At 68.7% G+C, this 22,669-nt stretch carries 17 protein-coding genes and 8 pseudogenes; 13 read left to right on the top strand and 12 right to left on the bottom strand.

Features of this window, described 5'->3' with window-relative positions; translation table 11 throughout:
* On the bottom strand, positions 1–419 hold a 419-nt coding region (locus PUR53_RS19530; protein ID WP_329909068.1), incomplete at its 3' end, for a TetR family transcriptional regulator.
* Between the two features lie 71 nt (positions 420–490).
* Between PUR53_RS19530 and PUR53_RS19525 the strand changes: the two are divergent.
* The 5 genes and pseudogenes from PUR53_RS19525 to PUR53_RS19505 form a co-directional block, all read left to right on the top strand.
* A pseudogene (locus PUR53_RS19525) lies at positions 491–598 on the top strand (short-chain dehydrogenase); the annotation flags it as partial.
* Between the two features lie 241 nt (positions 599–839).
* Positions 840–1,463, top strand: a complete 624-nt coding sequence (locus PUR53_RS19520; RefSeq protein ID WP_329895350.1) for a TetR/AcrR family transcriptional regulator — start codon at positions 840–842, stop codon at positions 1,461–1,463.
* Complete coding sequence (locus PUR53_RS19515; protein WP_329909067.1) at positions 1,445–2,950, top strand: FAD-dependent oxidoreductase; 1,506 nt, start codon at positions 1,445–1,447, stop codon at positions 2,948–2,950. The genes PUR53_RS19520 and PUR53_RS19515 overlap by 19 nt, the downstream gene beginning before the upstream one ends.
* Before the next feature lie 52 nt (positions 2,951–3,002).
* Entirely contained in the window at positions 3,003–4,229 is a 1,227-nt protein-coding gene (locus PUR53_RS19510) for a cytochrome P450 (protein WP_329909066.1), read from the top strand.
* Between the two features lie 119 nt (positions 4,230–4,348).
* The gene (locus PUR53_RS19505) at positions 4,349–5,263 is read left to right on the top strand and encodes an SDR family NAD(P)-dependent oxidoreductase (RefSeq protein ID WP_329909065.1); all 915 of its coding nucleotides are present in this window, start codon (positions 4,349–4,351) and stop codon (positions 5,261–5,263) included.
* 151 nt (positions 5,264–5,414) lie between these two features.
* On the opposite strand, the pseudogene PUR53_RS19500 reads toward PUR53_RS19505, so the two are convergent.
* From PUR53_RS19500 to PUR53_RS19475, 7 genes and pseudogenes are all read right to left on the bottom strand, one after another.
* A pseudogene (locus PUR53_RS19500) lies at positions 5,415–5,780 on the bottom strand (transposase); the annotation flags it as partial.
* Positions 5,781–5,871: 91 nt separating this feature from the next.
* Positions 5,872–6,081, bottom strand: a complete 210-nt coding sequence (locus PUR53_RS48230) for a DDE-type integrase/transposase/recombinase (protein WP_443080328.1) — start codon at positions 6,079–6,081, stop codon at positions 5,872–5,874.
* A 127-nt stretch (positions 6,082–6,208) separates the two neighbouring features.
* Entirely contained in the window at positions 6,209–6,475 is a 267-nt protein-coding gene (locus PUR53_RS19490) for a transposase (RefSeq protein WP_329909069.1), read from the bottom strand.
* A 119-nt stretch (positions 6,476–6,594) separates the two neighbouring features.
* Positions 6,595–6,852: pseudogene (locus tag PUR53_RS48225) on the bottom strand (IS630 family transposase); the annotation flags it as partial.
* A 275-nt stretch (positions 6,853–7,127) separates the two neighbouring features.
* Entirely contained in the window at positions 7,128–8,666 is a 1,539-nt protein-coding gene (locus tag PUR53_RS19485) for an alpha-L-arabinofuranosidase C-terminal domain-containing protein (RefSeq protein ID WP_329909064.1), read from the bottom strand.
* Positions 8,663–10,171: a purine-cytosine permease family protein gene (locus PUR53_RS19480; protein WP_329909063.1), complete on the bottom strand. Its 1,509-nt coding sequence runs from the start codon at positions 10,169–10,171 to the stop codon at positions 8,663–8,665. Before PUR53_RS19480 ends, PUR53_RS19485 begins: the two co-directional genes overlap by 4 nt.
* A 153-nt stretch (positions 10,172–10,324) precedes the next feature.
* Positions 10,325–11,305: a GlxA family transcriptional regulator gene (locus tag PUR53_RS19475; protein WP_329909062.1), complete on the bottom strand. Its 981-nt coding sequence runs from the start codon at positions 11,303–11,305 to the stop codon at positions 10,325–10,327.
* Positions 11,306–11,725: 420 nt separating this feature from the next.
* Between PUR53_RS19475 and PUR53_RS19470 the strand changes: the two are divergent.
* A pseudogene (locus PUR53_RS19470) lies at positions 11,726–12,298 on the top strand (GMC family oxidoreductase); the annotation flags it as partial.
* 34 nt (positions 12,299–12,332) lie between these two features.
* Positions 12,333–13,045, top strand: a pseudogene (locus tag PUR53_RS19465) (polysaccharide deacetylase family protein).
* Positions 13,046–13,118: 73 nt separating this feature from the next.
* Here PUR53_RS19465 and PUR53_RS19460 read toward each other — a convergent pair.
* Positions 13,119–14,033: a helix-turn-helix transcriptional regulator gene (locus PUR53_RS19460; RefSeq protein ID WP_329909061.1), complete on the bottom strand. Its 915-nt coding sequence runs from the start codon at positions 14,031–14,033 to the stop codon at positions 13,119–13,121.
* A 315-nt stretch (positions 14,034–14,348) separates the two neighbouring features.
* On the opposite strand from PUR53_RS19460, the pseudogene PUR53_RS19455 reads away from it, so the two are divergent.
* From PUR53_RS19455 to PUR53_RS19430, 6 genes and pseudogenes are all read left to right on the top strand, one after another.
* Positions 14,349–14,544 (top strand): annotated as a pseudogene (locus PUR53_RS19455) (alcohol dehydrogenase catalytic domain-containing protein); the annotation flags it as partial.
* A gap of 107 nt (positions 14,545–14,651) precedes the next feature.
* Positions 14,652–15,319: pseudogene (locus PUR53_RS19450) on the top strand (SDR family NAD(P)-dependent oxidoreductase).
* Between the two features lie 116 nt (positions 15,320–15,435).
* Positions 15,436–16,089 carry a (2Fe-2S)-binding protein gene (locus PUR53_RS19445; protein ID WP_443080327.1) on the top strand — a complete coding sequence of 218 codons (654 nt, stop codon included), beginning with the start codon at positions 15,436–15,438 and terminating at the stop codon, positions 16,087–16,089.
* 6 nt (positions 16,090–16,095) lie between these two features.
* The gene (locus PUR53_RS19440; protein WP_329909059.1) at positions 16,096–17,076 is read left to right on the top strand and encodes an FAD binding domain-containing protein; all 981 of its coding nucleotides are present in this window, start codon (positions 16,096–16,098) and stop codon (positions 17,074–17,076) included.
* A complete protein-coding gene (locus tag PUR53_RS19435; RefSeq protein WP_329909058.1) occupies positions 17,073–19,268 on the top strand; it encodes a xanthine dehydrogenase family protein molybdopterin-binding subunit in 2,196 nt (731 codons plus the stop codon). The genes PUR53_RS19440 and PUR53_RS19435 overlap by 4 nt, the downstream gene beginning before the upstream one ends.
* A gap of 50 nt (positions 19,269–19,318) precedes the next feature.
* On the top strand, positions 19,319–20,473 hold the full coding sequence (locus tag PUR53_RS19430) for an XdhC/CoxI family protein (RefSeq protein WP_329909057.1): 1,155 nt from the start codon (positions 19,319–19,321) through the stop codon (positions 20,471–20,473).
* 1,063 nt (positions 20,474–21,536) lie between these two features.
* Here PUR53_RS19430 and PUR53_RS19425 read toward each other — a convergent pair.
* The 3 genes and pseudogenes from PUR53_RS19425 to PUR53_RS19415 all read right to left on the bottom strand — a co-directional run.
* A pseudogene (locus PUR53_RS19425) lies at positions 21,537–21,812 on the bottom strand (transcriptional regulator); the annotation flags it as partial.
* 225 nt (positions 21,813–22,037) lie between these two features.
* Entirely contained in the window at positions 22,038–22,427 is a 390-nt protein-coding gene (locus tag PUR53_RS19420) for a transposase family protein (protein ID WP_329909056.1), read from the bottom strand.
* Positions 22,424–22,666: a hypothetical protein gene (locus PUR53_RS19415; RefSeq protein ID WP_329909055.1), complete on the bottom strand. Its 243-nt coding sequence runs from the start codon at positions 22,664–22,666 to the stop codon at positions 22,424–22,426. Before PUR53_RS19415 ends, PUR53_RS19420 begins: the two co-directional genes overlap by 4 nt.
* Positions 22,667–22,669 lie beyond the last annotated feature (3 nt).

The raw sequence follows: 22,669 nt of genomic DNA, 5'->3' as shown, positions 1-22,669 counted from the left end.
AGGTAGGACCGCTTGTGCCGCTTGACCACCTCGACCGAGACGTTGTGCTCGAGGACGCCGCCCTGGGCGCCGATGAGGTCGCACAGCACCACGCGGCCCGCCAGCGACCGGCTGAGGATCTCCGCCAGCCGGCCCGCCCGCGCCTCAGGCGCCGCGTGCGCCTCGATGCCCGCGGCCAGCTCGTCCGCCAGCTCGGTGAGCCAGCTCTCCAGGAAGACGTCCAGCAGTTCGAGCAGCACCGCCTCGCGTGACTCGAAATATCGCAGGACGTTCGACTTGGCCAGGCCCACCCGGCGGCTGAGCTCGTTGAGGCTCACGTCGGCCACCGGCATCTCGTCGAGCATCGCCGCCGCCGTGTCCAGGATCGCCTGGCGGCGGATCTGCCGCTGTTCCTCGCTTCGCGCCCGCTGAAATGTCACGCCCTAAGCCTAACTTAAAGACCGTCGGTCTCTTGACGGCGGACCGCCGGTCTCTTACGTTGGAGGTGTCAGGAGCGTTGGCGCCGGGCGAGCTGGCCGATGTCGTCGCCTACGTCGCCAGTCGGGCTCGGCATGTGAATTTACGGCAGGTTGTGGTGTTGCCTACGCGTCAGGTGTGACTGCCGCTCAAACCGCGGGGTGGGCTGTTGTGTGGCGAGTGCCCGGGCCGATGGAGGCTGGTCGCCCGCACGCGGCGGAGCCACATATCCATACCGCCCCGCGCCCCTGAGGGGCTCGACAGTCGTCACGATCACCACTTCCGGCGGGGATGTTCATGCCGCAAGACCAACGTTCTGTCCGCCTTACGTCTGAGCAATTAGGAAAGGAACCCATGTCGTTTCCTATGTCTTGGAGCCATCCATGACCACGACCCCAGCCAAATCAGCAGGCCGTCCGATGGACGTCCACCGCGAGGCCGCGCTGCTCGACGCCGCGCTGGACCTGCTGGCCGAGGTCGGCTACGAGCGGATGACCCTGAGCGCTGTGTGTGAGCGAGCCAGGGCCAGCACGAAAACGATGTATCGCCGCTGGGCGAACAAGGATGAGTTGATGGGCGCGGCGCTGCGCCGCGCTGCTTTCCGAGTCGTCGACCAATCCGCTGAAATGACTGCCACCGGATCGTTGCGGGGCGATCTGTTGCACAACTTGGCGCCGGCTGGCGGCGCACAGGCGCAGCATTCACCCAAGTACCTCTCCGGCCTGCTGGTGGCCGCCTCCGACGACGGCAGTGTCGGAGGCATGGCCAAGGAGCTGGTCCGCCTGCACCACGCCCGTCTGGCGGAGACCGTCCTGGGGTGGGCCAGGGCACGCGGCGAGGTCGGGGATGACGCGGATCCCGTCCTGCTGGCGGATCTCACGTGTGCCGCGATCCTGCACCAGGTCCTGGTCGCCGACGGCCAGGTCGATGCGGCCTTCGTGGAGTCCTTGGTGGATCGGGTTCTGCTTCCGGTGCTCACGTCCCGACAGTGCGGCGGTGCCCAGTGAAGGTAAGTGTCGACCTGAACCGCTGCGAGGGTTACGGACAGTGCGTGTTCGCCGCCCCCGACGCCTTCACCCTGCATGGCCTGGAGGCTCTGACCTACGTACCGAACCCGCCCGACGAGATGCGGGACGCGGTACGCCGCGCCGCACTCGCCTGCCCCGTGGGCGCCATCACCGTCGGCACGGACACCGCGGACGAACCCACCGCGACCAGTGGGGAGAACGGCCACCATGTCGTCATCGTCGGCGCCTCACTCGCCGGGCTGAAGACCGCCGAGACCCTTCGCGAGTCCGGCTTCACCGGGCAGCTGACCATCATCGGTGATGAGCCCCATCGTCCCTACGACCGTCCTCCGCTGACCAAGGCGTGCGTGAGCGAGAAGCTGCCGCCCGATCGCCTCGAACTGCCGGTCACCCAGTCCCTGGACGCACGCTTCCGGTTGGGTGTCCCGGCGACGGGGCTGGATACGGACCAGCGCCTGGTCCGGCTGGCGGACGGCGGCACGGTTGGCTACGACACCCTGGTCATCGCCACCGGCACCCGGGCCCGTCCGTTCCCCGGTGGCGCCGCCGACGACATCGACGGTGTCCTCACCGTCCGCACCCGCGACGACGCCGAGGAACTCCAGCGGCGCCTGGCGCATCCGCCCCGTCGCGTTGCCGTCATCGGCGCCGGCTTCCTCGGCGGCGAACTGGCCTCCGGCTGCCTCGAACTCGGCCTCGACGTCACCCTCGTCGAGGCACAGGCCACGCCGTTGCAGGGACCCCTGGGAAGTGTGATCGGTGGCGTGGTGGCGGACCTGGCCCGAACCAAGGGCGTGGACCTGCGACTGGGGACGCTCGTCGAGCGCTTCATGGCGGACGAGACCGGAGCGCTGCGGCAGATCGTGCTGTCGGACGGTGACATCGTCGACGCGGACCTGGCCGTCGTTGCGCTCGGCGCCCAGCGCAACGTCGAATGGCTGGACGGCTCCGCCGTACGGGCGGACAGCGGCGGGGTGCACTGCGACGACCAGTGCCACGCTCTCGGCCACGACGGGCAGCCCCTGCCCGACGTGTACGTCGCCGGCGATGTCGCCGCCGCGCCGCATCCCCTCCTCCCGGACCGCCGCCTGTCGGTGGAGCACTGGGGCAACGCCGTGACCCAGGCCCGCACGGTCGCCCACAACATCACGCGCCCGCCCGGCCAGGACCCGATCCCCCACACCGAGCTGCCGGCCTTCTGGTCCAGCCAGTTCGGCGTGAACATCAAAGGCGTCGGCCACCCCGGCATCGCCGACCGCATCGCGGTGGTTCAGGGAACCCTCGGCCATGGCTCCTTCAGTGTGTTGTACGGACGCGAAGACCGCACCGTCGCCGCCGTCACCTTCGACAACGGGCGCTACCTGCCCTACTACGAATCACTCGTCCGCCAAGGCGCGCCGTTCCCGGCCCAGTTCGTCGCCTGCGACGAGAACACGTCCCGCACCCTTCAGCCGATCGGTCGCTGATCACACGCGCACACCGGCCCCCCCCACACACACGAAAGCGAGTGGCACCCCCATGTCGTCCACCCTGTACAAGCAGGTCCTTCACCCCGACAGCCGCCCCCACCCCTGGCCTCTCTACGCCGAGTTGCGCAAGGAACCGGTCTCCGTCCAGGACGACGGAACCTGCGTCGTCAGCGGATACGACGAGGTCAGTGCACTGCTGCGCGACCCACGTATCTCCTCCGACCGCGGCAACGCCACCCCGGACAGCCGGGTCGGCGCAGGCGCCCCGGTTCGCGGTACCGCTGCGACGTTCCTCGGTCGGGACAATCCCGCGCACGACCAACTGCGCGGCATGACCCAGCGCCACTTCGGCCCACCTGTCCGCCCTGGCTTCGTCGAGAGCCTGCGGCCGATGGTGCAGGAACTGATCCGCGACCACATCGACCAGCTGACCGGGCGCAGCGAGTTCGACCTGGTTTCCGAGTTCTCCTACCCGATCCCCGTCCGCGTGGCCTGCCACCTCCTGGGCATCCCGCCTGCGGACGCCGAGACCCTCGGACCTCTCGGCGAGGAGGGGGCCGCCAGCGCGGAGTTCCTGGTCGATCCGCATGACCCTGAGGCCGCCGCGGCCAGGAATCACGCCCAGCAAGAACTGGCCGAGTATTTCGTCGCCCACATCGAGCGACTGCGCAAGAAGCCGGGCCAGGACATGTTGTCCCGGATGATCCACGACGACGGCCCGGGCAGCCCGATGAGCCTGCCGGAACTGATCGGCACCGCCATCATGCTCTTCATCGGCGGCCACGAGACTACCGTCAACCTCATCAGCAGCAGCATGCTCCTGCTGCTGCGACACCCCGAGCAGCTGGCCCGGCTCCAGGCCGACCCCTCCCTCGCTGCCGGCGCCATCGAGGAGACCTTGCGCCTGGAGCCCTCTGTGCACCTGCGACCGCGTGTCGCCGTCGACGACATCACCCTCGGCGACCACACCATCCCCAAGGGCTCCTCGGTCATCCTCGCCCTCGCCGCAGCAAACCGGGACCCGCGCCGCTTCCCCGACCCGGACACCTTCGACATCACTCGTACCGACGCCGGCCACCTCAGCTTCGGTGGCGGAATCCATTTCTGCTTCGGGGCCGGCCTCGGCCGCATGGAGGGCCAGATCGCGGTCCGCGAGCTGACCCGACGCCTGGTCAACCCCCGCTTGTCGCAGGACCCGCCGCCCTACCGGCCGCTGGCCGACCTGCGCGGCCCGTCAGCCTTGCGGATCACCGTGGACGGCGTCCGCCCGGCCTGACCCGGCACCGGGCCGCACACGTGAGTGCGGCCCGGTGCCGCGCCTCGTCCCACGCCATCGGCGCGGAGCGACCGCAGCTGCCCGCCCGCGACAAACGACAGTAAGGAAGTGATCTGACAGTGGACAGAATCTCGTTCGAAGGCAGGGTCGCCATCGTGACCGGCGCCGGCGGCGGTCTGGGCCGCACCCACGCCCTCGACCTCGCCGCGCGCGGCGCCAAGGTCGTCGTCAACGACCTCGGCGGCACGATCGCGGGCACCGACGGCGGCACCGCCATGGCCGACCATGTCGTCAAGGAAATCATCGAGGCGGGGGGCCAGTCCGTCGCGAACTACGACTCGGTCGCCACCCCCGAGGGCGGCAAGGCCATCGTGCAGACCGCGCTCGACGCCTACGGCACCGTGGACATTCTGATCAACAACGCGGGCAACATCCGCAACGCTCCCTTCACCGAGATCGCCCCCGATTCGATCGAGGCGTTGCTCGCCGTACACGTCAAGGGTGCCTTCTATGTCACCCAGCCCGCCTTCGCCGTGATGCGCGACAAGGGGTACGGCCGGATCGTGTTCACCTCCTCCGCCTCCGGCGTGTTCGGCAACCCTGAGCAGGCCAACTACGGCGCGGCCAAAGGAGCCGTCCTGGGCCTGGCCAACGTGGTGGCCCTCGAAGGCGCCCCGCACGGCATTCTGGTCAACACCGTTCTGCCGATGGCCCAGAGCCGGATGGGGGTGGACATGAACCCGGACACGATGGCCACATTTCCCACTACTCCGGCCCACATGGAGCCTGAGATGATCACCGCGATGGTCGCCTACCTGGCCAGCGAGGAGAACCCGTACACCCACGAGGTCTTCTCCATCGCCCGCGGCCGCTACGCCCGCGCCTTCATCGGGGTCACCGAGGGCTGGCACGTCGCCGCCGACCAGCCTCTCGCCACCGCGGACGACGTGCGAAGGCACATCGCCCGCATCCGCGACCAGGACGGCTACCACGTCCCCGGGTCTCTGATCGAGGAGGCAGGACTCGTCCCCTGATCCAGCCGTGCGGCGACGGCAGCCTCACATACACGAGCCTAAATAGCTGTTGTCATTCCGATGTTGAGGGGTGTGCGTCGAACGGGAGTATCGATCGGGCGATCGCCAGTGGCTACGGGCATGAAGGCAGACACCTCACGATTCCAACGCGTCAAGCTGCGACTGCGAGTTCGGTGGGGTACGCGGTGTGTTCGTCGAACAGCTGGCGGTGCTGCAGGCAGTGGTAGAGCTGTCCGATCACGCGGTTGAACAGATCGCGCTGGGCGGCGGCATGCCAGTCGCCTAGCTCGCGTCGTCGCCGGTAGTGGGCGTTGGCTCCGGCGGATGCCCGGAGTGAGGCGAAGGCCCAGAGGCAGCCGGCGTGATTGAGCCGGTCGTTCTTCACCCACCGCCGTGTGATGGACAACTTTTTGCCGGAGGCCCTGGCGACGGGCGAGGAGCCGGCGTATGCGTCCCTGATCTCAGCCAGGATCCGGGCAGCGAGCTGGATACCGAGCCCGGGGATGCTCACTGTGATGAATCAGGCCGGATCCCTTCTTGATGCCCCGGCGCCACAGCGCCATCTCCAGGGCGTCCAGCGGGAGATCGGTGCGCATGTGGGTCGCGAGCTACCATCCCACGATGATCCGCGAGTAGACGTCGAGGACGAACGCGACGTAGACCCAGCCGGACCAGGTCCGGACATAGGTCAGGTCCGCCACCCAGAGCTGGTTCGGCCGTGACGCGGTGAAGAGCCGGTTGACCAGGTCTGGCGGGCGCGGGGCGGTCGGCTCGGGGAACGTGGTCCGGCGTCGCCGGCCGCGGATGACGCCCTCCACAGCAGTTGTTCGTCGCGCTGGCGCCGGGCGGACTTCGGCCGCCTGCGGCGGGCGTTGTATGCCGAGACCGAAAGGTTCAGCTCCCGGCAGACCGGCCCGACCCCGAAGTCGTCGCGGAGATAGTTGATCACCGCGTCGGCCTCGTGCGGGGCTGGTCGAGCTCCTTCGCGAAAAACACCGAGGCGGCTTTCAGGATCTCGTTCGCCCGTCTCAACTCGGCGTTCTCCTTGCGGGGTTGGGCGAGTTCATCCTTCTCGGCCGTGCGGAGTAGGTCGGGCCGGTCGCCGTGATCAGCTTGGGCCTGGCGGACCCATTGCCGCAGGGCTTCCTTGTGGATGCCCAGATCCCGGGCGACGTGTGCGACCGGACGACCCGAAGTCTGAACCTCGCGGATCGCTCGCTCACGCAGTTCGTCGGGATACTTCCGTCATGCGGGCATCGGACCTGTGTTCTCCCATCTGCCGAGGCGATCATGCCTGGCTTCAGGGCCGCTACAAAATCCGGTTCAGCTCAGGTGCGAGCGCGCGGCGGGGTCATCGAGAACCCGGCTTCGTCCTCGAAGAGGATGTACGCGCCCAGCGCGACCGCAGTCATTCCTTCTGCGGTCACAGGTCCTTCATTCCACAGTCCGCCCGCCTGCTCGTCGCGCTCCAGTGCCCGGCGGGCCGGCGAATGCCGCCACACCGCCGCCGAGCAGTCCGGTCGGAACCTCCGGGCGAGCAGCTCTCTGATCCGGGCCAGGGTCGACCGCTGCTCCTGCCACGGGTGTTGAACCCCTCTGGGAAGGACTGCCTGGCTCTGTTCACGACCCTCGACAAAGTTCCGCCACTGTACGGCGGCCCTCCGGAGCGCGGCAGTGGCCGACAGTTGCTGGTGCGCGGTACGGGTCAGAGCAAGGTCCTGACGCTCGCTACGGGCGTGACGTCAGGACCTTGGTGTGTGAGGTGATCCGACGGTGGCGTACGTGTCGTCGACGAGGTGGGCATGTCGTGGGTGGCTGTGCCGGGAATGACGCCAGCCTGCTTCGCGGGTCCGGCAGGTTCTGGTCAGCCTCTTCTGGCGTGCCGATGCGTGCCAACGGTCCATTCGAGTCCCGCTGTCGGCCTGTGGAAGCCGTCGAGGCGAACCGCCGTCACGCTGTGCGGGGGAAGGGCCAGAAGGCCGTCTGCGATCTCGGTCTGGACCCTGCTCGGTTGTATGACGTCCGGATGTTGCACGTCGTTGTACGAGTCGGGTGAAGGTGCTCCAAGGATGACCAGGTTGGCACGCGTGTTCACGAGGTCGCCGCCGATACGCAACTGCACCTGGGCCTCGTTGTCGTCCGACTTGTTGAGCAGGGCGATGGCGAGCGCACCCGTTTCAGGGTTACCGGTGGCGACGAGGTCGACCAGGGGAACCTCTGTATCGCCAGTTGCCAGCCCGCGGCTCTGGGCCGACGTGGGCAGGGTGTGAGTCTCGAGAAGAGACGCGTACATGGCGAAGATGTGGTATGTGGATCGCTTGACGATTCCGGACTCGTGCACGAAGAGCGGTCCACGGGCGTTTACAGCGGGGGCGAAGTTGGCCATGCGCACCCGATCGCCGTGCCGTATACAGGCGTTCAGGAAAGAAGCCGCGAATATGGCATCGGCCATCGTGTAGGTGGCATTGTCGTCGTTGAGGTCGCGGGCGCTGATGGCATCGGGACCGTTGCCATCCGGATGGTGCCAGCCGCGAAGGTTCCACTCGTCGAACGCGATCGAGATGTGCGGCATGCCGGCAGTGTCCAGCAGGGCGACGAGCTTCTCGATCGTCCTCTCAGGTTCAAGGGTCTGAGCCATGCTGCGCATGTAGTTCGCTGGCTCGTTCACGTCGGCGAGCATGTCCCAGTAGCGGTGGACGGAGATGTAGTCGAGATACTTTCCGGCACTGCGGAGCATGGGCAGAGTCCATTGCGGGTCGCCGTTGCTGGCCGCGATCAAGCAGATATCCGGGTCGACCCGGCGCATGATCTTGGCGGATTCTGTCACTCGTCGTGCCCAGGCATGAGGGTCCTCGGCACCGAGCTCCCACTGTTCGTAGTTCTCGTTCCCGACGCTCCAGTAGCGGACTCCGTAGGGCTGCTGACGCCCGTTCCGCGCCCGTTCATCAGCCCAGCTTGTTCCTGTGGGTGCGTTGCAGTACTCGACCCAGTCGCTCATCTCGTCGAGGGTGCCCGTACCCGCGTTAGTGCAGATGTACGCCTCGGCGCCGAGCTCGGCAGTCCATTCCAGAAATTCGTCCGTGCCGAACGTGTTGGGTTCGGGGACACGCCATGCGCGATCGAAGACGGTGGTTCGCTTCGGTCCGATCGCGTTCTTCCAGTGGTAGTCGGAAGCAAAGGAACCGCCTGGCCAACGCACAATAGGCGTGCGGAGATCACGGAGTGCGTCGAGGACATCCTTCCGGAACCCCCGGTCGTCGGCCAGCGGCGACCCCGGGGCGTATATGCCGCCGTAGATCTCGCGGTGGAAGTGCTCGATGAACTGGCCGAAGATGTTGCGGTCGTACGAAAAAAGGGGCGTGGTATCGATTGCGATCTCGGCGGCGAGAGGAGTTGCGTTCACTTGACGGGGCTCGCATTCCTTGCGATCGGCTCGGCGGCCGCGGTCTCCTGGACGCGGACAGCGCCGCGGGAAAAGAGCAACGTAGCGGCGAAGCCGATGATCATCGCGACGAGGACGCCGAGGTTTGCGTAAGCCCATGCCCCTTCCCTGCCGCCCAGCCCGAACGGCTCCAGGAGGAATCCCTGCCAGTCGAGCCAGCCGGCGGACGTGTTCGTGACCAGTCCCCAGCCTGCGACCGTCGAGCCCGCGAGGATGAGCAAGGGAGCGATGGGCGTGGCTCCGTAACGTCCTCGTGCATCGTAGAGATCGCGTTCGGCATAGTCGTCACGGCGCAGGGAAAGGTCGGCCAGGAAGATGCCGCACCATGCAGCGACGGGTACACCGAGGGTGATCAAGAAGCCCTGGAAGGGGCCGATGAAGTTGGTCGAGAAGAAGGCGACATAGATCGCGCCCAGGGTCATGATGATTCCGTCGAGACCGGCGGCCGCATACCGAGGAATCGGAATTCCTGCGCTCAGCAGGGCAAGCCCGGACGAGTAGATTCCGAGGACTGCTCCGCCGACCAGGCCGAGAACAGCGACAACGGCGAACGGGACGAGGAACCAGGTCGGCAGCAGTGTGGCGAGTGCGCCGACCGGATCGATCCCGATGGCCTTGTTGAGTTCGGGAGAAGACCCTGCCAACAGAATGCCGAAGATGAGCAGGATGGTGGGAGCGAGAGCTCCTCCGATCGTTGTCCAACGGACCACACGAGAGTTTGGGGTACTGCGGGGCAGGTAACGTGAGAAGTCGGCGGCGGAAATGACCCATCCCAGGCCGAAGCCGGTCATGATGAATACGCAGCCGCCCATGACTGCCTGCGGAGAACCGGCCGGTAGATCGGCGACGACGCCGAATTCGATGCGGTGCGCTACCAGCGCGATGTAGACAACGGTCAGGACGCCGGTGACGATCGTGATCCACTTCTGCATCTTCATGATGACGTTGAAGCCGGCGATTCCGCCTGCCAGGACCAGCGCCACCACCACGGCGAGAGCCGCGATTTTCGTACCGAGTCCTCCGTCCCATCCGAGCTGGACGAAGACGGTGGCCGTGGTCAGCACGGCCAGGGATGCGAGAACGGTCTCCCATCCGACGGCCAGCAGCCAGGAAAGGACAGACGGAGCGCGATTCCCGTGCACGCCGAACGCCGCACGACTGGTCACCATAGTGGGCGCTGATCCTCGCTTGCCCGCGATCGACACCAGCCCGCAGAGCAGAAAGGAGAACACGACCCCGACCACACCGATAATCGTTGCCTGCCAGAGCGAAAGCCCGAAGGCGAGCAGGTAAGAACCGTAACTCAGCCCGATCACGGAGACATTGGCTCCGAACCATGGCCAGAACAGCGAACTCGGCTTCTGGGTCCGCTCCTCCTCCGCGATGGTGTTGAGAGCGTTGAGCTCGACGCCCAAGCCCTCGAGGCGTCTTGAATGATCAGGTGAGACACCTTCGAAGTCCGACATGTCTTCTCCGATGGGATAGCGCGATTCCTCAACTCCAGCAGCGCTCCGCTGGTGACGCGGCGATGGACGGCCCTGGGGGAGTGGCAGAGGACGATTTGGAGAAGTATCGGTGCCGGCCTATTACCGCGTTGTTTCGTGGTAGCGGGTACGGCACTATCCGAGCGAGGTGCGGCCGGATCGGTGGGGTGGGCGCTGTTGGCGCAGGTACTCCGACGGTGAGAACCCCGTGTGTGTGACGAAGGACCTACGGAGCGCTTCGGGGGTTCCGAAGCCGGCGTTGGCCGAGGCGAAGGCCACGGAGTGCCCGCTCTCGATGAGTGCCTTCGCCACGGCGAACCGGGTGCTCTCCACATACTTCTGCGGTGTCGTGTTGAGCTCGGCGCGGAACAGGCGGCTGAGCTGCCGGGGACTCATGTGGGCGTAGGCCGCGAGATCCGCGAGCGTATGGGGACCGACCGGATCCTCGTTGATGTGCTGAAGGAGTTCGCGGAGCGCGTTGTTGCGCGGGACGATCCCGGTGAGGAGCTCGGAGTGCGGGGCGCGGTGGGTCCGCCGCTGTTGAAAGACGATGAGGGAGCGGGCAACTTCCCGTGCCTCCGTGGTGCCATGCTCTTCGGCGAACAGGGCCAGAGCCAGGTCGATCGCGGCGGTGAAACAGCCGGAGCTGTACACCGTGCCGGACTTCACGTAGCTGCTGTCCGTTCGGACCATGACCGTTGGGTGGCGTGTCGCGAGTTCCGCTGCATGATCCGGGTGCGTTGTCGCCGTGTGCGAGTTGAGGAGACCCGCGGCCCCGAGAACGAAGGCACCGGTGCAGATCGAAGCCAGCCGGTGGGTACGGGCGGAAAGGTGTCTTGCCGCTTCCACCAGGGGCGCGGTGACAGGACTTGCAGGGAAGATCTCGCCCCCGGCGACCAGCACCATGTCGAAGTGCCCCGCCTCGAAAGCGGAAGCATCGACGGGAATCCTCAAGCCCATCGATGCCGTGACGTCTTCGCCGCTGACCGAGAGTGTCTGCACTTCGTACTGTCTTCCGCGCTGATTGGCTTCGGCGAAGACTTCGAGCGGGCCGGCCAGATCAAGGAGGCAGGCGCCGGGGAAGACGAGTACGCCGATCTTGCGTGCGTCCGACATCGTGCTCATCTTTCTCAAGGGCGCGGTGAAGACTGGTCGTCGGTCCCTCTGGGGTTTGTCCTGCTCCGACGTACGGGACGAAGCCATCGCCGCAGCAGTGGGCTGAGGCTGGGCACTACGACCAGGACCATCAGCGTACTGAAGACCGCAGAGAAGACGGCCGCTCGGGCAGGCAGCGAGACGCGGTGCGGGCCGAGTAGGCCGTTGCCGAGGAGGGAGATCGGGTAGCTGCTCACACCTGCGACGACAGCCATCTTTCACCGCGGCGGGCCGTCCGCGTCCGGATCCAGCGACGAAAACGGGCGTGGGAGTCCAGGGCGCGATTTGGCGAGTACCTGTGCACGCGGTGGAAAGCTCTGTGGCCTGCCCCGCTCCTGGCGTTCTCGCCAAGTGACGACGAGGTTGCAGGAGCGGAACGCCATGACGCGAGAGCCCCGTAAAGAACACGACTATGTGATCGTCGGCGCCGGTTCGACCGGCAGCGTGATCGCCCGGAGGCTGCTGGACCAGGGGTATTCCGTGCACGTTGTCGAGGCCGGTCCGGCAGACGACGACGAGCGGGTGCACAGCCCGCAGGGCTGGCCGACGCTGCTCCAGTCGGAGCTGGACTGGGCGGCCATGACCGTGCCCCAGCAGCACGCCAACAACCGGCGCCTGTACTGGCCCCGCAGCAAGGTGCTCGGCGGCAGCAGCTCGCTCAACGGCATGATCTACATCCGGGGCCACCGCAGCGACTACGCCTCCTGGGCCTACGCAGGCTGCGCCGGCTGGGACTGGGACAGCGTGCTGCCGCTGTTCAAGCGCTCCGAGGACCATGTGGACGGCGCGAGCGAATGGCACGACAAGGGCGGCCCGCTGCCGGTCAGTCGACTCAGCGAGCCGCACCCCACCGCCGCCGCGTTCGTCGAGGCCGCCGTCGCCCTGGGGCACCCGCTGACCGACGACTTCAGCGGCGAGCGGATGATCGGCGCCGGCAACCACGCCACCATCCGCGACGGCCGTCGGATGAGCGCCTGGCAGAGCTTCGTTGCTCCGGTGCTGGAGCGCACAGGCTGGTCCCACCGACGGCGGGCCCGGCCGGGCGGGCGGCTCGGCGCCTTCGGCCACGTCGTCCGCTCACCCGGGCCCGAAGGCGGCGCCGGTGTCGGCGGAGATCGTGCATGCCTCGGACGGAAGTGCCCGCGCCGTCAACATCACCATCGACGACGGGCCGGACCCCGTCTGGACACCGCGGGTGCTCAAGGTGCTGCGGGACTACGGCGTGAAGGCCACGTTCCGCATGGTGGGCACCCAGGCCCAGGCCCACCCGGACCTGGTCAAGGCGGTGGTGGCGGCCTGGCACCGGCTGTGCGACCACACCGTCTCGCACGACGTCACCATGGACCGCAAGTCCGAGGCCTACCAGTCCCAGCAGATCCTGGACGCCGAACGCATGATCACCGAGGCGTCCGGAGGCGTCCGCCCGCTCTACTGCCGCCCCCGGGAGGCGCCTTCACCCCTTACAGCCGCCACCTCGCCGCGTCCCACGGCATGCGCCCGCTCGGCTGGAACGTCGACACCAGGGACTTCGAGCGGCCCGGCACCACCACCGTCGCCACCGTCAAGAACGAGATCTCCAACGGCCCGACCCTCCTCTTCCACGACGCGGGCGGCGACCGCTCCCAGACCATGGCCGCCCTGACCGAGGTCCTGTACTGGCTGAAGGAGCAGGCGTACTCCTTCGGGTTCCCCGTGCGGTAGGTGCCGTGAAGGCGACGGCGCCCGGCAGCAGGCGGCGGAGTCTCGTCGTCCCCACGCGCCTCGGGATACCGGACTAGGGCCGTAGATCCTGGTCCGCGGTTGGCTCCGCTGTCCGGAGCCGGGTCGCCGACCAGCTGGCGAGGAGCTTGAGGCGGTCCTCGTCGGGGGTGCCGGGCTCGGCGGTGTAGATGGTCAGGGAGTGCGCCTCGTGGGCGGACATGGGCAGGTCCAGCGGCTGGTAGGTGAGCTGTATGGGGCCTGCGTCGGGGTGGTGGAAGCGTTTGACGCCGCTGTGGTGGACACGCACGTTGTGGGCGGCCCACAGGGTGCGGAACTCGGTGCTGACCGTGGACAGTTCGCCGACGATTTCGCGCAGTGCCTTGTCGTTGGGGAATCTCCCTGCCTCGGCGCGCAACAGTGCGACGGTGATGTTGGCGCCGTGGTCCCAGTCGTCGATGAAGTCGTGCGAGCCACGGTCGAGGAACAAGAACCTGGCGAAGTTCGGGCGACCGCGTTCGTCCGTTGTGGCGCTGTGGAACATGGGGGCCAACAGAGCGCGGGCGAGTGCGTTGGTGGCCACCATGTCTAGGCGGCCGTTGGTGACGAACGCCGCGGACAGAGTCATGGAGTCGAGCAGCCACTGGACGCGGGGCGGGATCTCGACGGCCTTGCGCCGGCGCCGGGCCGCGGGGCTGGGCTGGGCGGCTTTGGCCAGGTCGAACAGGTAGGTGCGTTCGTCCTCGCTGAGCTGCAGGGTGCGGGCCACCGCGTCGAGGACATCCTCGGAGACACCGCTGATGTGGCCTTTCTCCAGCCGCGTGTACCACTCGGTGCTCACGCCCGCGAGGACCGCGACCTCCTGGCGGCGCAGCCCCGGCACCCGGCGCCGGCCGCTGGTGGGCAGCCCGACCTGCTCCGGGGTGAGCTGGGCGCGCCGGCGGGCGAGGAAGTCACGGATGTCGGCGCGGTTGTCGGTGCGGGGGTCCATGGCCTCAACGTTACGGCTCGGGGCCCGGGCGAGGGGGGTTGAGCTTGTACCCCCTATAAACGCGACCTCCCTCGCATACGACGGGGGTGGTTTGGTGGGACGCGCACCTCGATCGACGGGCGCGGGCGGCCGGCGGCTTCACACGCCGATTGGGGACCCGCCCGGAGTGGACGCTCGGGCGCGCGGGTGACGCAGCGACCGGCACCCTCGTGCACCGCACAGCCCCCCGTCCGAGCCCTTCAGATCGCAAAGACACATCGCACAGCACCATCCGGTCGCCTGAGCGGCCGGCCCAGAACTTTAGGAGCAAACCTCATGCGCGCTGCTGTACTGCACGCTCCCGGCGACGTCCGGGTGGAGGAGATCGCCGACCCGGAGATCACCGCCCCGACGGATGCGGTCATTACGGCTGTCGGCGGCCTGCGTCTGCGGCTCGGACCTGTGGCCCTACCGAGGCGTCGAGGGCATTGACGCTCCCATGCCGATGGGACATGAGTACGTCGGCAAGGTCATGCTCGCTGTCTGACCGGGACCTTCCTCTGACCGGTGCCTTCTTCGCGGGCGGCCCGGCCCGTGCAAGGCCGGGCCGCCCGCATCCTCCATTCCCTGGAGCTGATCATGACCACGTACGCCCTCATCGGCACCGGCCCCGGCCTGGGCCTGGCCACCGCCCGCCGTTTCGGCGCCGCGAGCCACAGCGTCGCTCTGGTCTCCCGCGGCAGCGAGCACCTGGTCCAGCTGTGCGCCGAGCTTGCACGAGACGGCATCACCGCGCGCGGATTCGCAGCCGACGTCCTCGATGCCGCCTCCCTCACGGCGGCGCTCGACGCGGCAGCCGCAAGCCTGGGCCCGGTCGAGATTCTGCAGTACAGCCCGGTGCCCCGCGCGGACTTCATGAAGCCGGTCATCGACACCGGCGCCGCCGACCTGGACGACCCGCTGGCCTTCTCCCCCAAGGGCCCGGTCACCAGCGTCGACGCGGTTCTGCCGGGGATGCGGGAGCTGGGCCGGGGCACCCTGCTGTTCGTCAACGGCGGCAGCGCGGTACGCCCGCACCCCGACCGGGCGGGCACCTCCATCGCCTTCGCCGCCGAGAGCGCGTACGCGGCCATGCTCCACCAGGCCCATAGCACCGGAGAACATCTACGCCGCCCAGCTGATCGTCCCCGGCGCCATCCGGCCCGACGCCGAACCACAGCAGCCCCGACGCGCTCGCGACGCGCCTGTTCTCCCTCCACCAGGCACGAGAGGGCTTCCGCCACTACGCCGAACCGATGCCCCACTGATCCCGAGCCGGCACTGACGCCCCCTGCCCCCCGCCCGGCCTTGACGGCCCCCTCACCGGCCGTGCCCGCGCGTACGGCTGATTCGTCAACTTCGTCAACGATGCGAAGGCGTACACATGTCACCTGAACCTGCAGTTCCGCCTCCTACTTCGCCCACCCTGTCTTCACCCACCACCTCCGCCACGTCACCGAGCAGGCGCACCTTCATGGCCACCACCGCGGCCGGCGGAGTCGTCGTCGCCGGCGGTGTCGTCGGAGGACCATTCCTCGCCGGCCTCGCGGAGGCGGATGCCGCCGAGGCGCCGCCGACCGGCCGTGTGTCCCTGACGGTCAACGGCACCCGGCGCACGGTGACCGTCGACAACCGCACCTCGCTGCTGGACCTGCTGCGCGAGCACTTCAATCTCACCGGCTCCAAGAAGGGCTGCAACGCGGGCGCTTGTGGCGCGTGCACGGTGCTGGTGGACGGGCAGCGGGTCAACTCCTGCCTGACACTGGCCGTCCGACTGGAGGGGGCGGAGGTCACCACGATCGAAGGGCTGGCCGACGGCGACCAACTGCACCCGCTGCAGCAGGCGTTCATCGATCAGGATGCCTTCCAGTGCGGTTACTGCACGCCCGGCCAGATCCTGTCCGGCTTCGGCTGCATCCAGGAGGGTCACACCGGTTCGCCGGAGGAGATCCGGGAGTGGATGAGCGGCAACATCTGCCGCTGCGGCTGTTACGTGAAGATCGTGCGCGCGGTCGAGCAAACCGCCGGCCGGAAGTGAGGACCGATGCATCCCTTCTCCTTCACCAAGGCAGCGGACACGCGTGAGGCTCTCAACGCCGGTCGCAGAGGCGGGCGTTACATCGCCGGGGGCACGACCCTCGTCGACCTGATGCGCGAGACCGTCGAACGTCCCGGGACCGTGGTCGACATCAGCGGCCTGCCGCTGCGCGAAGTCAGGAGCACCGAGCGCGGCGGGTTGCGCATCGGGGCGTTGGTGAGCATGGCGGAAGCCGCCGCCCACGTGAAGGTGCGTGCGCTGTACCCCGTGATTTCCCAGTCGCTGGAGCTGAGCGCGTCGGCCCAGCTGCGGAACATGGCGACCATCGGCGGCAACATCATGCAGCGCACCCGGTGTACGTACTTCCGTGATGTGACCGCCGACTGCAACAAACGTGACCCCGGCTCGGGTTGTGCCGCGCTGCACGGATACAACCGTACGCACGCGATCCTCGGCACCTCCGAAGCCTGCGTGGCCACGCACCCGTCCGACGTGGCCGTGGCGTTCGCGGCGCTGGAGGCCACCGTCCACCTGCTCGGCCCGGACGGCGAACGCAGAGTCCCCTTCGCCGACTTCCTCCTCAAGCCCGGCAGCACTCCCCACCGCGAACAGGCCATCCGGCAGGGCGAGTTGATCACCGCGGTGGAGATCCCCGCCCTCCCGCGCCCGCTCAAGTCGGGCTATCTGAAGGTGCGTGACCGGCAGTCGTACGAGTTCGCCCTGACCTCGGCAGCAGTCGCGCTGCATGTTCGGGGCGGGGTCATCCAGGAGGCGAAGGTGGCTGCCGGTGGGGTGGGGACGGTGCCGTGGAAGCTGCCCGTGGTCGAGCAGCACCTCATCGGTGAACGCCCCTCATCGGCGCTGTGGGCGAAGGCCGCCGGGCATGCCGGGGCCGGGGCCCGTCCGCTCGACCACAACCGCTTCAAGGTCGAGCTGCTCAAGCGCACCGTCGAACGCCAGCTTCGCATCGTAGGAGGTACCAAGTGAGCCCCCAGCCGCAGGCAGCCGTGGGTGCGCCACTGTCCCGGGTGGACGGGCGGCTGAAGGTCACCGGAAAGGCGCTGTACGCCGCCGAACACGACATCGACGGAGTCGTACACGCCGTTATCGTCGACGCGAGCATCGGCCGCGGCCGTATCACCGGCGTCGACACCCGGGATACCGAAGCCCATCCGGGCGTGTTGCGGGTGATCCACCACGGCAACGCGCCGAAGCTCGCGTACCGCGACGATCCGGGTACGAGAATTCTGCCCGGCCGTCGGCTGCGGGTTTTCCAGGACGACAAGGTCCTCTTCCACGGTCAGCCGGTCGCCGTCGTCATCGCCGCCACCCTGGAGGCCGCACAGCACGGCGCGAGCCTGGTGAAGGTCAGCTATGACGCCGAACATCCCTCGACCGACCTGGCCGAGGCCGAGCCGGGCGAGCCGACCAAGTACGCGCGCGGGGACGCGGATGCAACTCTGCGTGACGCGCCGGTGCGGATGGACCTGACGTACCGGATGGCGCGCAACCACCACAACCCGATGGAGACGCACTCCACCATCGCCCGTTGGGACGGCGGCAAGCTGACCGTGTGGGACAAGACGCAGTGGGTGGTGGGCACCCAGATGGAACTCTCCGCGGTGTTCGACGTGCCCCTGCAGTCCGTGCGGGTCATCAGCCCCTTCGTCGGGGGCGGCTTCGGCAGCGGACTGCGCTGCTGGCCGCACACGGTCGTCGCCGCGCTGGCCGCCCGCGAGATGGAACGTCCCGTCAAGGTGGTCCTGACCCGCAGGCAGATGTACTTCGGCACCGGTTTCCGGCCCTTGTACGAGTATCGGCTGCGCTTGGGCAGTGACCGGCGGGGCCGTCTGAGGGCCACGGTCCACGAGATGGACGCGGAGACCTCGTCGTACGAGGTGTTCGAAGAAGGCATCATGCTCGCGGGCCAGATGTTCTACAGCACGCCCAACGTCAGGCAGGCGTACCGGAAGGTGCCCCTGGACGTGAACACCCCGATCTGGATGCGCGGTCCGGGCTTCGCGAACGCGTCCTTCGCCATCGAGTCGGCCATGGACGAACTCGCCCACCGGCTCCGCATCGACCCGATCGAGCTGCGCCTGCGCAACGAGCCGGCCGAGGACGAGTCCAACGGGCTGCCCTGGTCCACCCGCCGACTGCGCGAGTGCTACACCGTGGGCGCCCGCGAGTTCGGCTGGGACCGGCGCAACCCCAAGCCCCGCTCGACGCGTGACGGCGACTGGCTGATCGGGCTGGGCATGGCCGCGGCCGTGTACGACCCCAACAACCTGGAGGCGCACGTCCGGGCCCGCCTGAACGCGAACGGCACGGCGGTGGTCGAGGCGGCCGCCAGCGACATGGGTCCGGGCACCTACACCTCCCAGACCCAGGTCGCCGCCGACGCGCTCGGACTCGCCATGCGCGCGGTCGACTTCCGGCTCGGCGACTCCCTGTATCCGCCCACCCCGCCGCACGGCGGCTCCATGACCATGATGTGCGTCGGCTCCGCCAACCTCGACGCCTGCAACAAGATTCGCCGGCAGGCGATCCAACTGGCCGTCCAGGACGAGGAATCGCCGCTGTACGGCGTCAAGGCCGAGGACATCGTCGTGCGCAACGGGCGGCTGCACGTGCGGGGCACCCCGGCCCGCGGCGAGACCTATCAGCGGCTGCTGACCCGCAACAACCGCACCCACCTCGAAGCCGACGGCTCGTGGGCCGGGCCGCCGGAGCCCGAGCGGCACTCGTACTACTCCTATGGCGCGGTCTTCACCGAGGTGGCGGTGGACGCGACGCTGGGTCTGGTGCGGGTGCGGCGGATGCTCGGCGTGTACGACTGCGGCCGCATCATCAACCCCAAGCTCGCCGACAGCCAGGCGCTCGGCGGCATGGTCGGCGGCATCGGCCAGGCGCTCCTGGAACACACGGTCACCGACCACCGCGACGGCCGGATCGTCAACGCCAATCTGGCCGACTACCTGGTCCCGGTCAACGCCGACATCCCCGACCTCAAGGCGATCTACGTGGAGGGCGAGGACATGCGGGCCGATCCGCTCGGCGTCAAGGGAGTCGGAGAGATCGTCCAGGTCGGGGTGGCGGCCGCCCTCGCCAACGCCGTCTTCAACGCCACCGGCCGCCGTGTCCGCGAACTGCCCATCACCGCCGAGGCGTTGCTCTGACCCATGGCACTTCCGAGTGCTTCGGCCCACACCCCCACGGAGACAGGCACATGCTCAACATCGCGGACACACTGCACCGTTGGTGCCGCGAGGCACGCCCCTTCGCCCTGGCCACCGTCGTCGGCGTCACGGGCAGCGCACCCCTGCCCGTCGGTACGTCGGTCGCGGTGGACGAGGACGGCAACGCCGTCGGCAGCATCTCGGGCGGCTGCGTCGAAGGCGCGGTCTACGAACTGTGCCGAGAGGTGCTCCGTGACCGGGGCGCTCCGCAGCGGGCCTGGTTCGGCTACTCCGACGACGACGCCTTCGCCGTAGGACTGACCTGCGGCGGCGAACTCGACGTCCTGGTCCAGCGCGTCGACCCGAGGGACCACGCGCACCTCGCCGACGCGCTGGACGGCCGGCCCGCCGCCGTCGCCCAAGTCATCGACGGCCCCGGCGAGTTGATCGGCCGGATGCTGTGTGTCGACGCTGAGGGAGGCGCACCGTACGGCTCGCTGACCGGGGCGGCGCGACGCGCGGTGAGCGCGCAGGCGCGGGCGCTGCTGCGGACGGGCCGTACGGCACGGACGGAGGTCGGCGGGGACGCCGCCACCTGCCCGGAGCGGCTGTCCGTGCTGGTCCACGTGGCGGCGCCCCGCCCGCGCATGCTGATCTTCGGAGCCGTCGACTTCGCCGCTGCCCTCAGCCAGGCCGGGACCTTCCTGGGCTACCGGGTCACGGTGTGCGACGCCCGGCCGGTCTTCGCCACCGCCGCCCGTTTCCCGGACGCCGACGAGGTCGTCGTCGACTGGCCCCACCGTTACCTGTCGGGGACGGCCGTGGACTCTCGCACCGCCGTCTGCGTCCTCACCCACGACGCCAAGTTCGACATTCCCCTACTGCGCCGCGCGCTCGACCTCCCCGTCGGCTACGTCGGCGCGATGGGCTCCCGCCGCACCCACGACGAACGGCTGCGCCTGCTGCGCGAGGCGGGCGTGACCGACGAGCAGCTGGCCCGGCTGCGGTCCCCCATCGGCCTCGACCTCGGCGCGCGCACGCCCGAGGAGACCGCCCTGTCCATCGCGGCGGAGATCATCGCCCACACCAACCGGGCAACCGGCCTGCCCCTGTCCCGGACCTCCGGCCCGATCCACCCTCACCGGCAGGAACAAGAACAGGAACAGGACGCGGAGTTCACCGCGATCACGGGGCTGGCATCATGATCGGACACGACCCACCGGAGTGGCGCCGCGCGCAGAGCGGGCGAGCTTCGGAGGCACAGCATGCAGGACAGCGGCCGGGTCGCGGTGGTCGGCGGGAGCATAGCGGGATGCGCGGCGGCACTCGCGCTACGGCGGGCCGGGGCCGAGGAGATCACGGTGTACGAGCGGGCGGCGGGCCGCATGGCCGACCGCGGGGTCGGGGTCGCCGTGCACAACGCCCGCTACGCGGAACTGGAGTCGGCCGGCTACCTCGACGCCTCCCTGCCGTTGGTGCAGATCACCCGCGGCCGCTACTACGTCCGTGACGACGCGGAGGCCCCACACCCCCCTGGGCCGCGAGATCGCCGTCCTGCCCGTCCCCTTCCGCACCTACAACTGGGGCTCGCTCTGGCACGACCTGCGCGGCCGGATGCCCGAGACGGCCGTCGTCCGGCCCGGGGGCGCCGGTCGAGGCGGTCGAGGCCACGCCGAAGGGCGCCGAGGTGCACACGGCCGGGCGCAGCGAGCGCTACGACGTGGTGGTCGGCGCGGACGGCTACCGCTCGGCGGTGCGCGCGTCCCTGTACGCCGTCGTCCGCCCCGAGTACGCCGGTTGCCTGGCCTGGCGCGGCGCCTACCCGGTGAGCCGGCTGAGCGACGCGGAGCTGCTGCCCAAGGACGAGGGCGCATACATCCTCTTCGAGGGCGGCCACCTCGTCGTGTACCGCATCCCGGACGAGACCGGCGGACACCGTGTCAACTGGATCCTCTACACGGCCCCGCCCCCGGGCCTCGACCAGGGCATGGACACCCCCACCAGTCTGCCCCCGGGCACGGCCGGTGACGGGCTGCGCGCCCATCTCGCCGAGGTCTGCGCCGAGTTGATGCCCCCTACTGGGGCGACCTGGTACGGACGACGGCCCACGACGCGCTGTTCCTCCAGCCCCTCTACGACTTCACCGCCACCGCCCCCCACTGCGCCGTGGGCCGGGCCCTGCTCATCGGCGACGCGGCCACGGTCGCCCGCCCCCACAGCGGCGCGGGCGCCGTCAAGGCGTTGCAGGACGTCACGGTCCCCGGCGGGCTGGTCCCGGTCTCCTCGTCGGGCCGATACGGCGGCAACGGACCGGGAGTTGAGCCAGCGCGTGAGCCAGTCACCGGGGCGTTCGGTGGCCTGCTGGTGGGCGAGCCACTCTGATGTGTCGGCCTGGTTGTCGTACCCGGAGAGATAGAGGGCCTGGCGGCGGAGCAGGAACTGGTCCTCGCCTCGGGCCTGTTCCGCGGTGCGACGCATCTGGGTGAAGAACAGCGCCCGGTCGGAAGCCGACAGTTTCGGCCCGGGCGGTGCGGGTCCTCGGCGATGAAGATCGTCGGTCATCGGGCGACTTCGCGGTTCGTGCGGACCAGCAAGCCCGCACCGGGGCGGTTGCCCAGGCGGGGTCGGTGCGTACCTTGCCGAGGACGCGCCAGTTCTTGAGGTGGGCGAAGCCGTGCTCGACGGGTGCCCGGACGGCCGACAGAGCCGTGTTGGACAGCTTCTGGCCTCGCGTCAGGGGCCGGTTGCGGGCGGCCTCGTAGTCGGTGATCACCGCCGGTTCGGGCGTCGGGGGCCGCCGTCGTCGAGGCCAACGAATCCCAGGTCGGTGATGGTTCCGAGCCCGGCTTCCTGCAGTTTCCGGGTGAGCTTGTCGTGCCGGCAGGCGGTGATCTCCGAGGTGTGCCCGGTGCGGGCCGCCGAGATCCACAGTAGTCGGCCCCGGTCGTCGGTGAGGGCGATCACGAGCAGGCCGTGGCATTTGTTCTTGCCGGAGTAGTTCTTCCGGTTCTCCTTCCCGGTTTTGCGCCGGGTACGGATCACCGATCCGTCCAGCAGTACGATGGCGCCACCCATTCGGGCGATCTTCTTGCACGCCCGGTCCAGGCGTGGGGCGCAGGCGGCGAGCAGGCCGACGACCTCCCGGACCCATCGGGTCACGGTGGTGCGGTGCACTCCGTTGCCGCCGGCCAGGTCGCCGGCCGCTGGTCACAGCGCAGCACCGCCAGCACGATGGTGGCGATCTTCCCCGCGGGCAGGGCCCGCCACCGCGAGCCGATCTTCTTCAGGTGGCCGCGTACCAGGTCGGCGAGCCAGTTCAGGGTGGCACTCGACAGCGGCAGGCGGGCGGTGTAGACAAGGCCGTCAGGGCCTTCGACGGAACTGTTGTTTTTCGTCACACA

This window comes from Streptomyces sp. SP18BB07 (assembly GCF_036322545.1).
GTDB classification, from domain to species: Bacteria; Actinomycetota; Actinomycetes; order Streptomycetales; family Streptomycetaceae; genus Streptomyces; species Streptomyces deccanensis.
The sequence above is the reverse complement of the archived record's forward strand: the minus strand, read 5'-3'. Positions and strand labels throughout refer to the sequence as shown.

What these genes read in the sequence shown, in the direction of transcription:
- PUR53_RS19445 (WP_443080327.1), top strand. Translation starts at nt 15,436, where the DNA reads ATGTCACCTGAACCTGCAGTTCCGCCTCCTACTTCGCCCACCCTGTCT.
- PUR53_RS19520 (WP_329895350.1), top strand. Translation starts at nt 840, where the DNA reads ATGACCACGACCCCAGCCAAATCAGCAGGCCGTCCGATGGACGTCCAC.
- PUR53_RS19475 (WP_329909062.1), bottom strand. Translation starts at nt 11,305, where the DNA reads ATGTCGGACGCACGCAAGATCGGCGTACTCGTCTTCCCCGGCGCCTGC.
- PUR53_RS19460 (WP_329909061.1), bottom strand. Translation starts at nt 14,033, where the DNA reads ATGGACCCCCGCACCGACAACCGCGCCGACATCCGTGACTTCCTCGCC.
- PUR53_RS19430 (WP_329909057.1), top strand. Translation starts at nt 19,319, where the DNA reads ATGCTCAACATCGCGGACACACTGCACCGTTGGTGCCGCGAGGCACGC.
- PUR53_RS19440 (WP_329909059.1), top strand. Translation starts at nt 16,096, where the DNA reads ATGCATCCCTTCTCCTTCACCAAGGCAGCGGACACGCGTGAGGCTCTC.
- PUR53_RS19480 (WP_329909063.1), bottom strand. Translation starts at nt 10,171, where the DNA reads ATGTCGGACTTCGAAGGTGTCTCACCTGATCATTCAAGACGCCTCGAG.
- PUR53_RS19510 (WP_329909066.1), top strand. Translation starts at nt 3,003, where the DNA reads ATGTCGTCCACCCTGTACAAGCAGGTCCTTCACCCCGACAGCCGCCCC.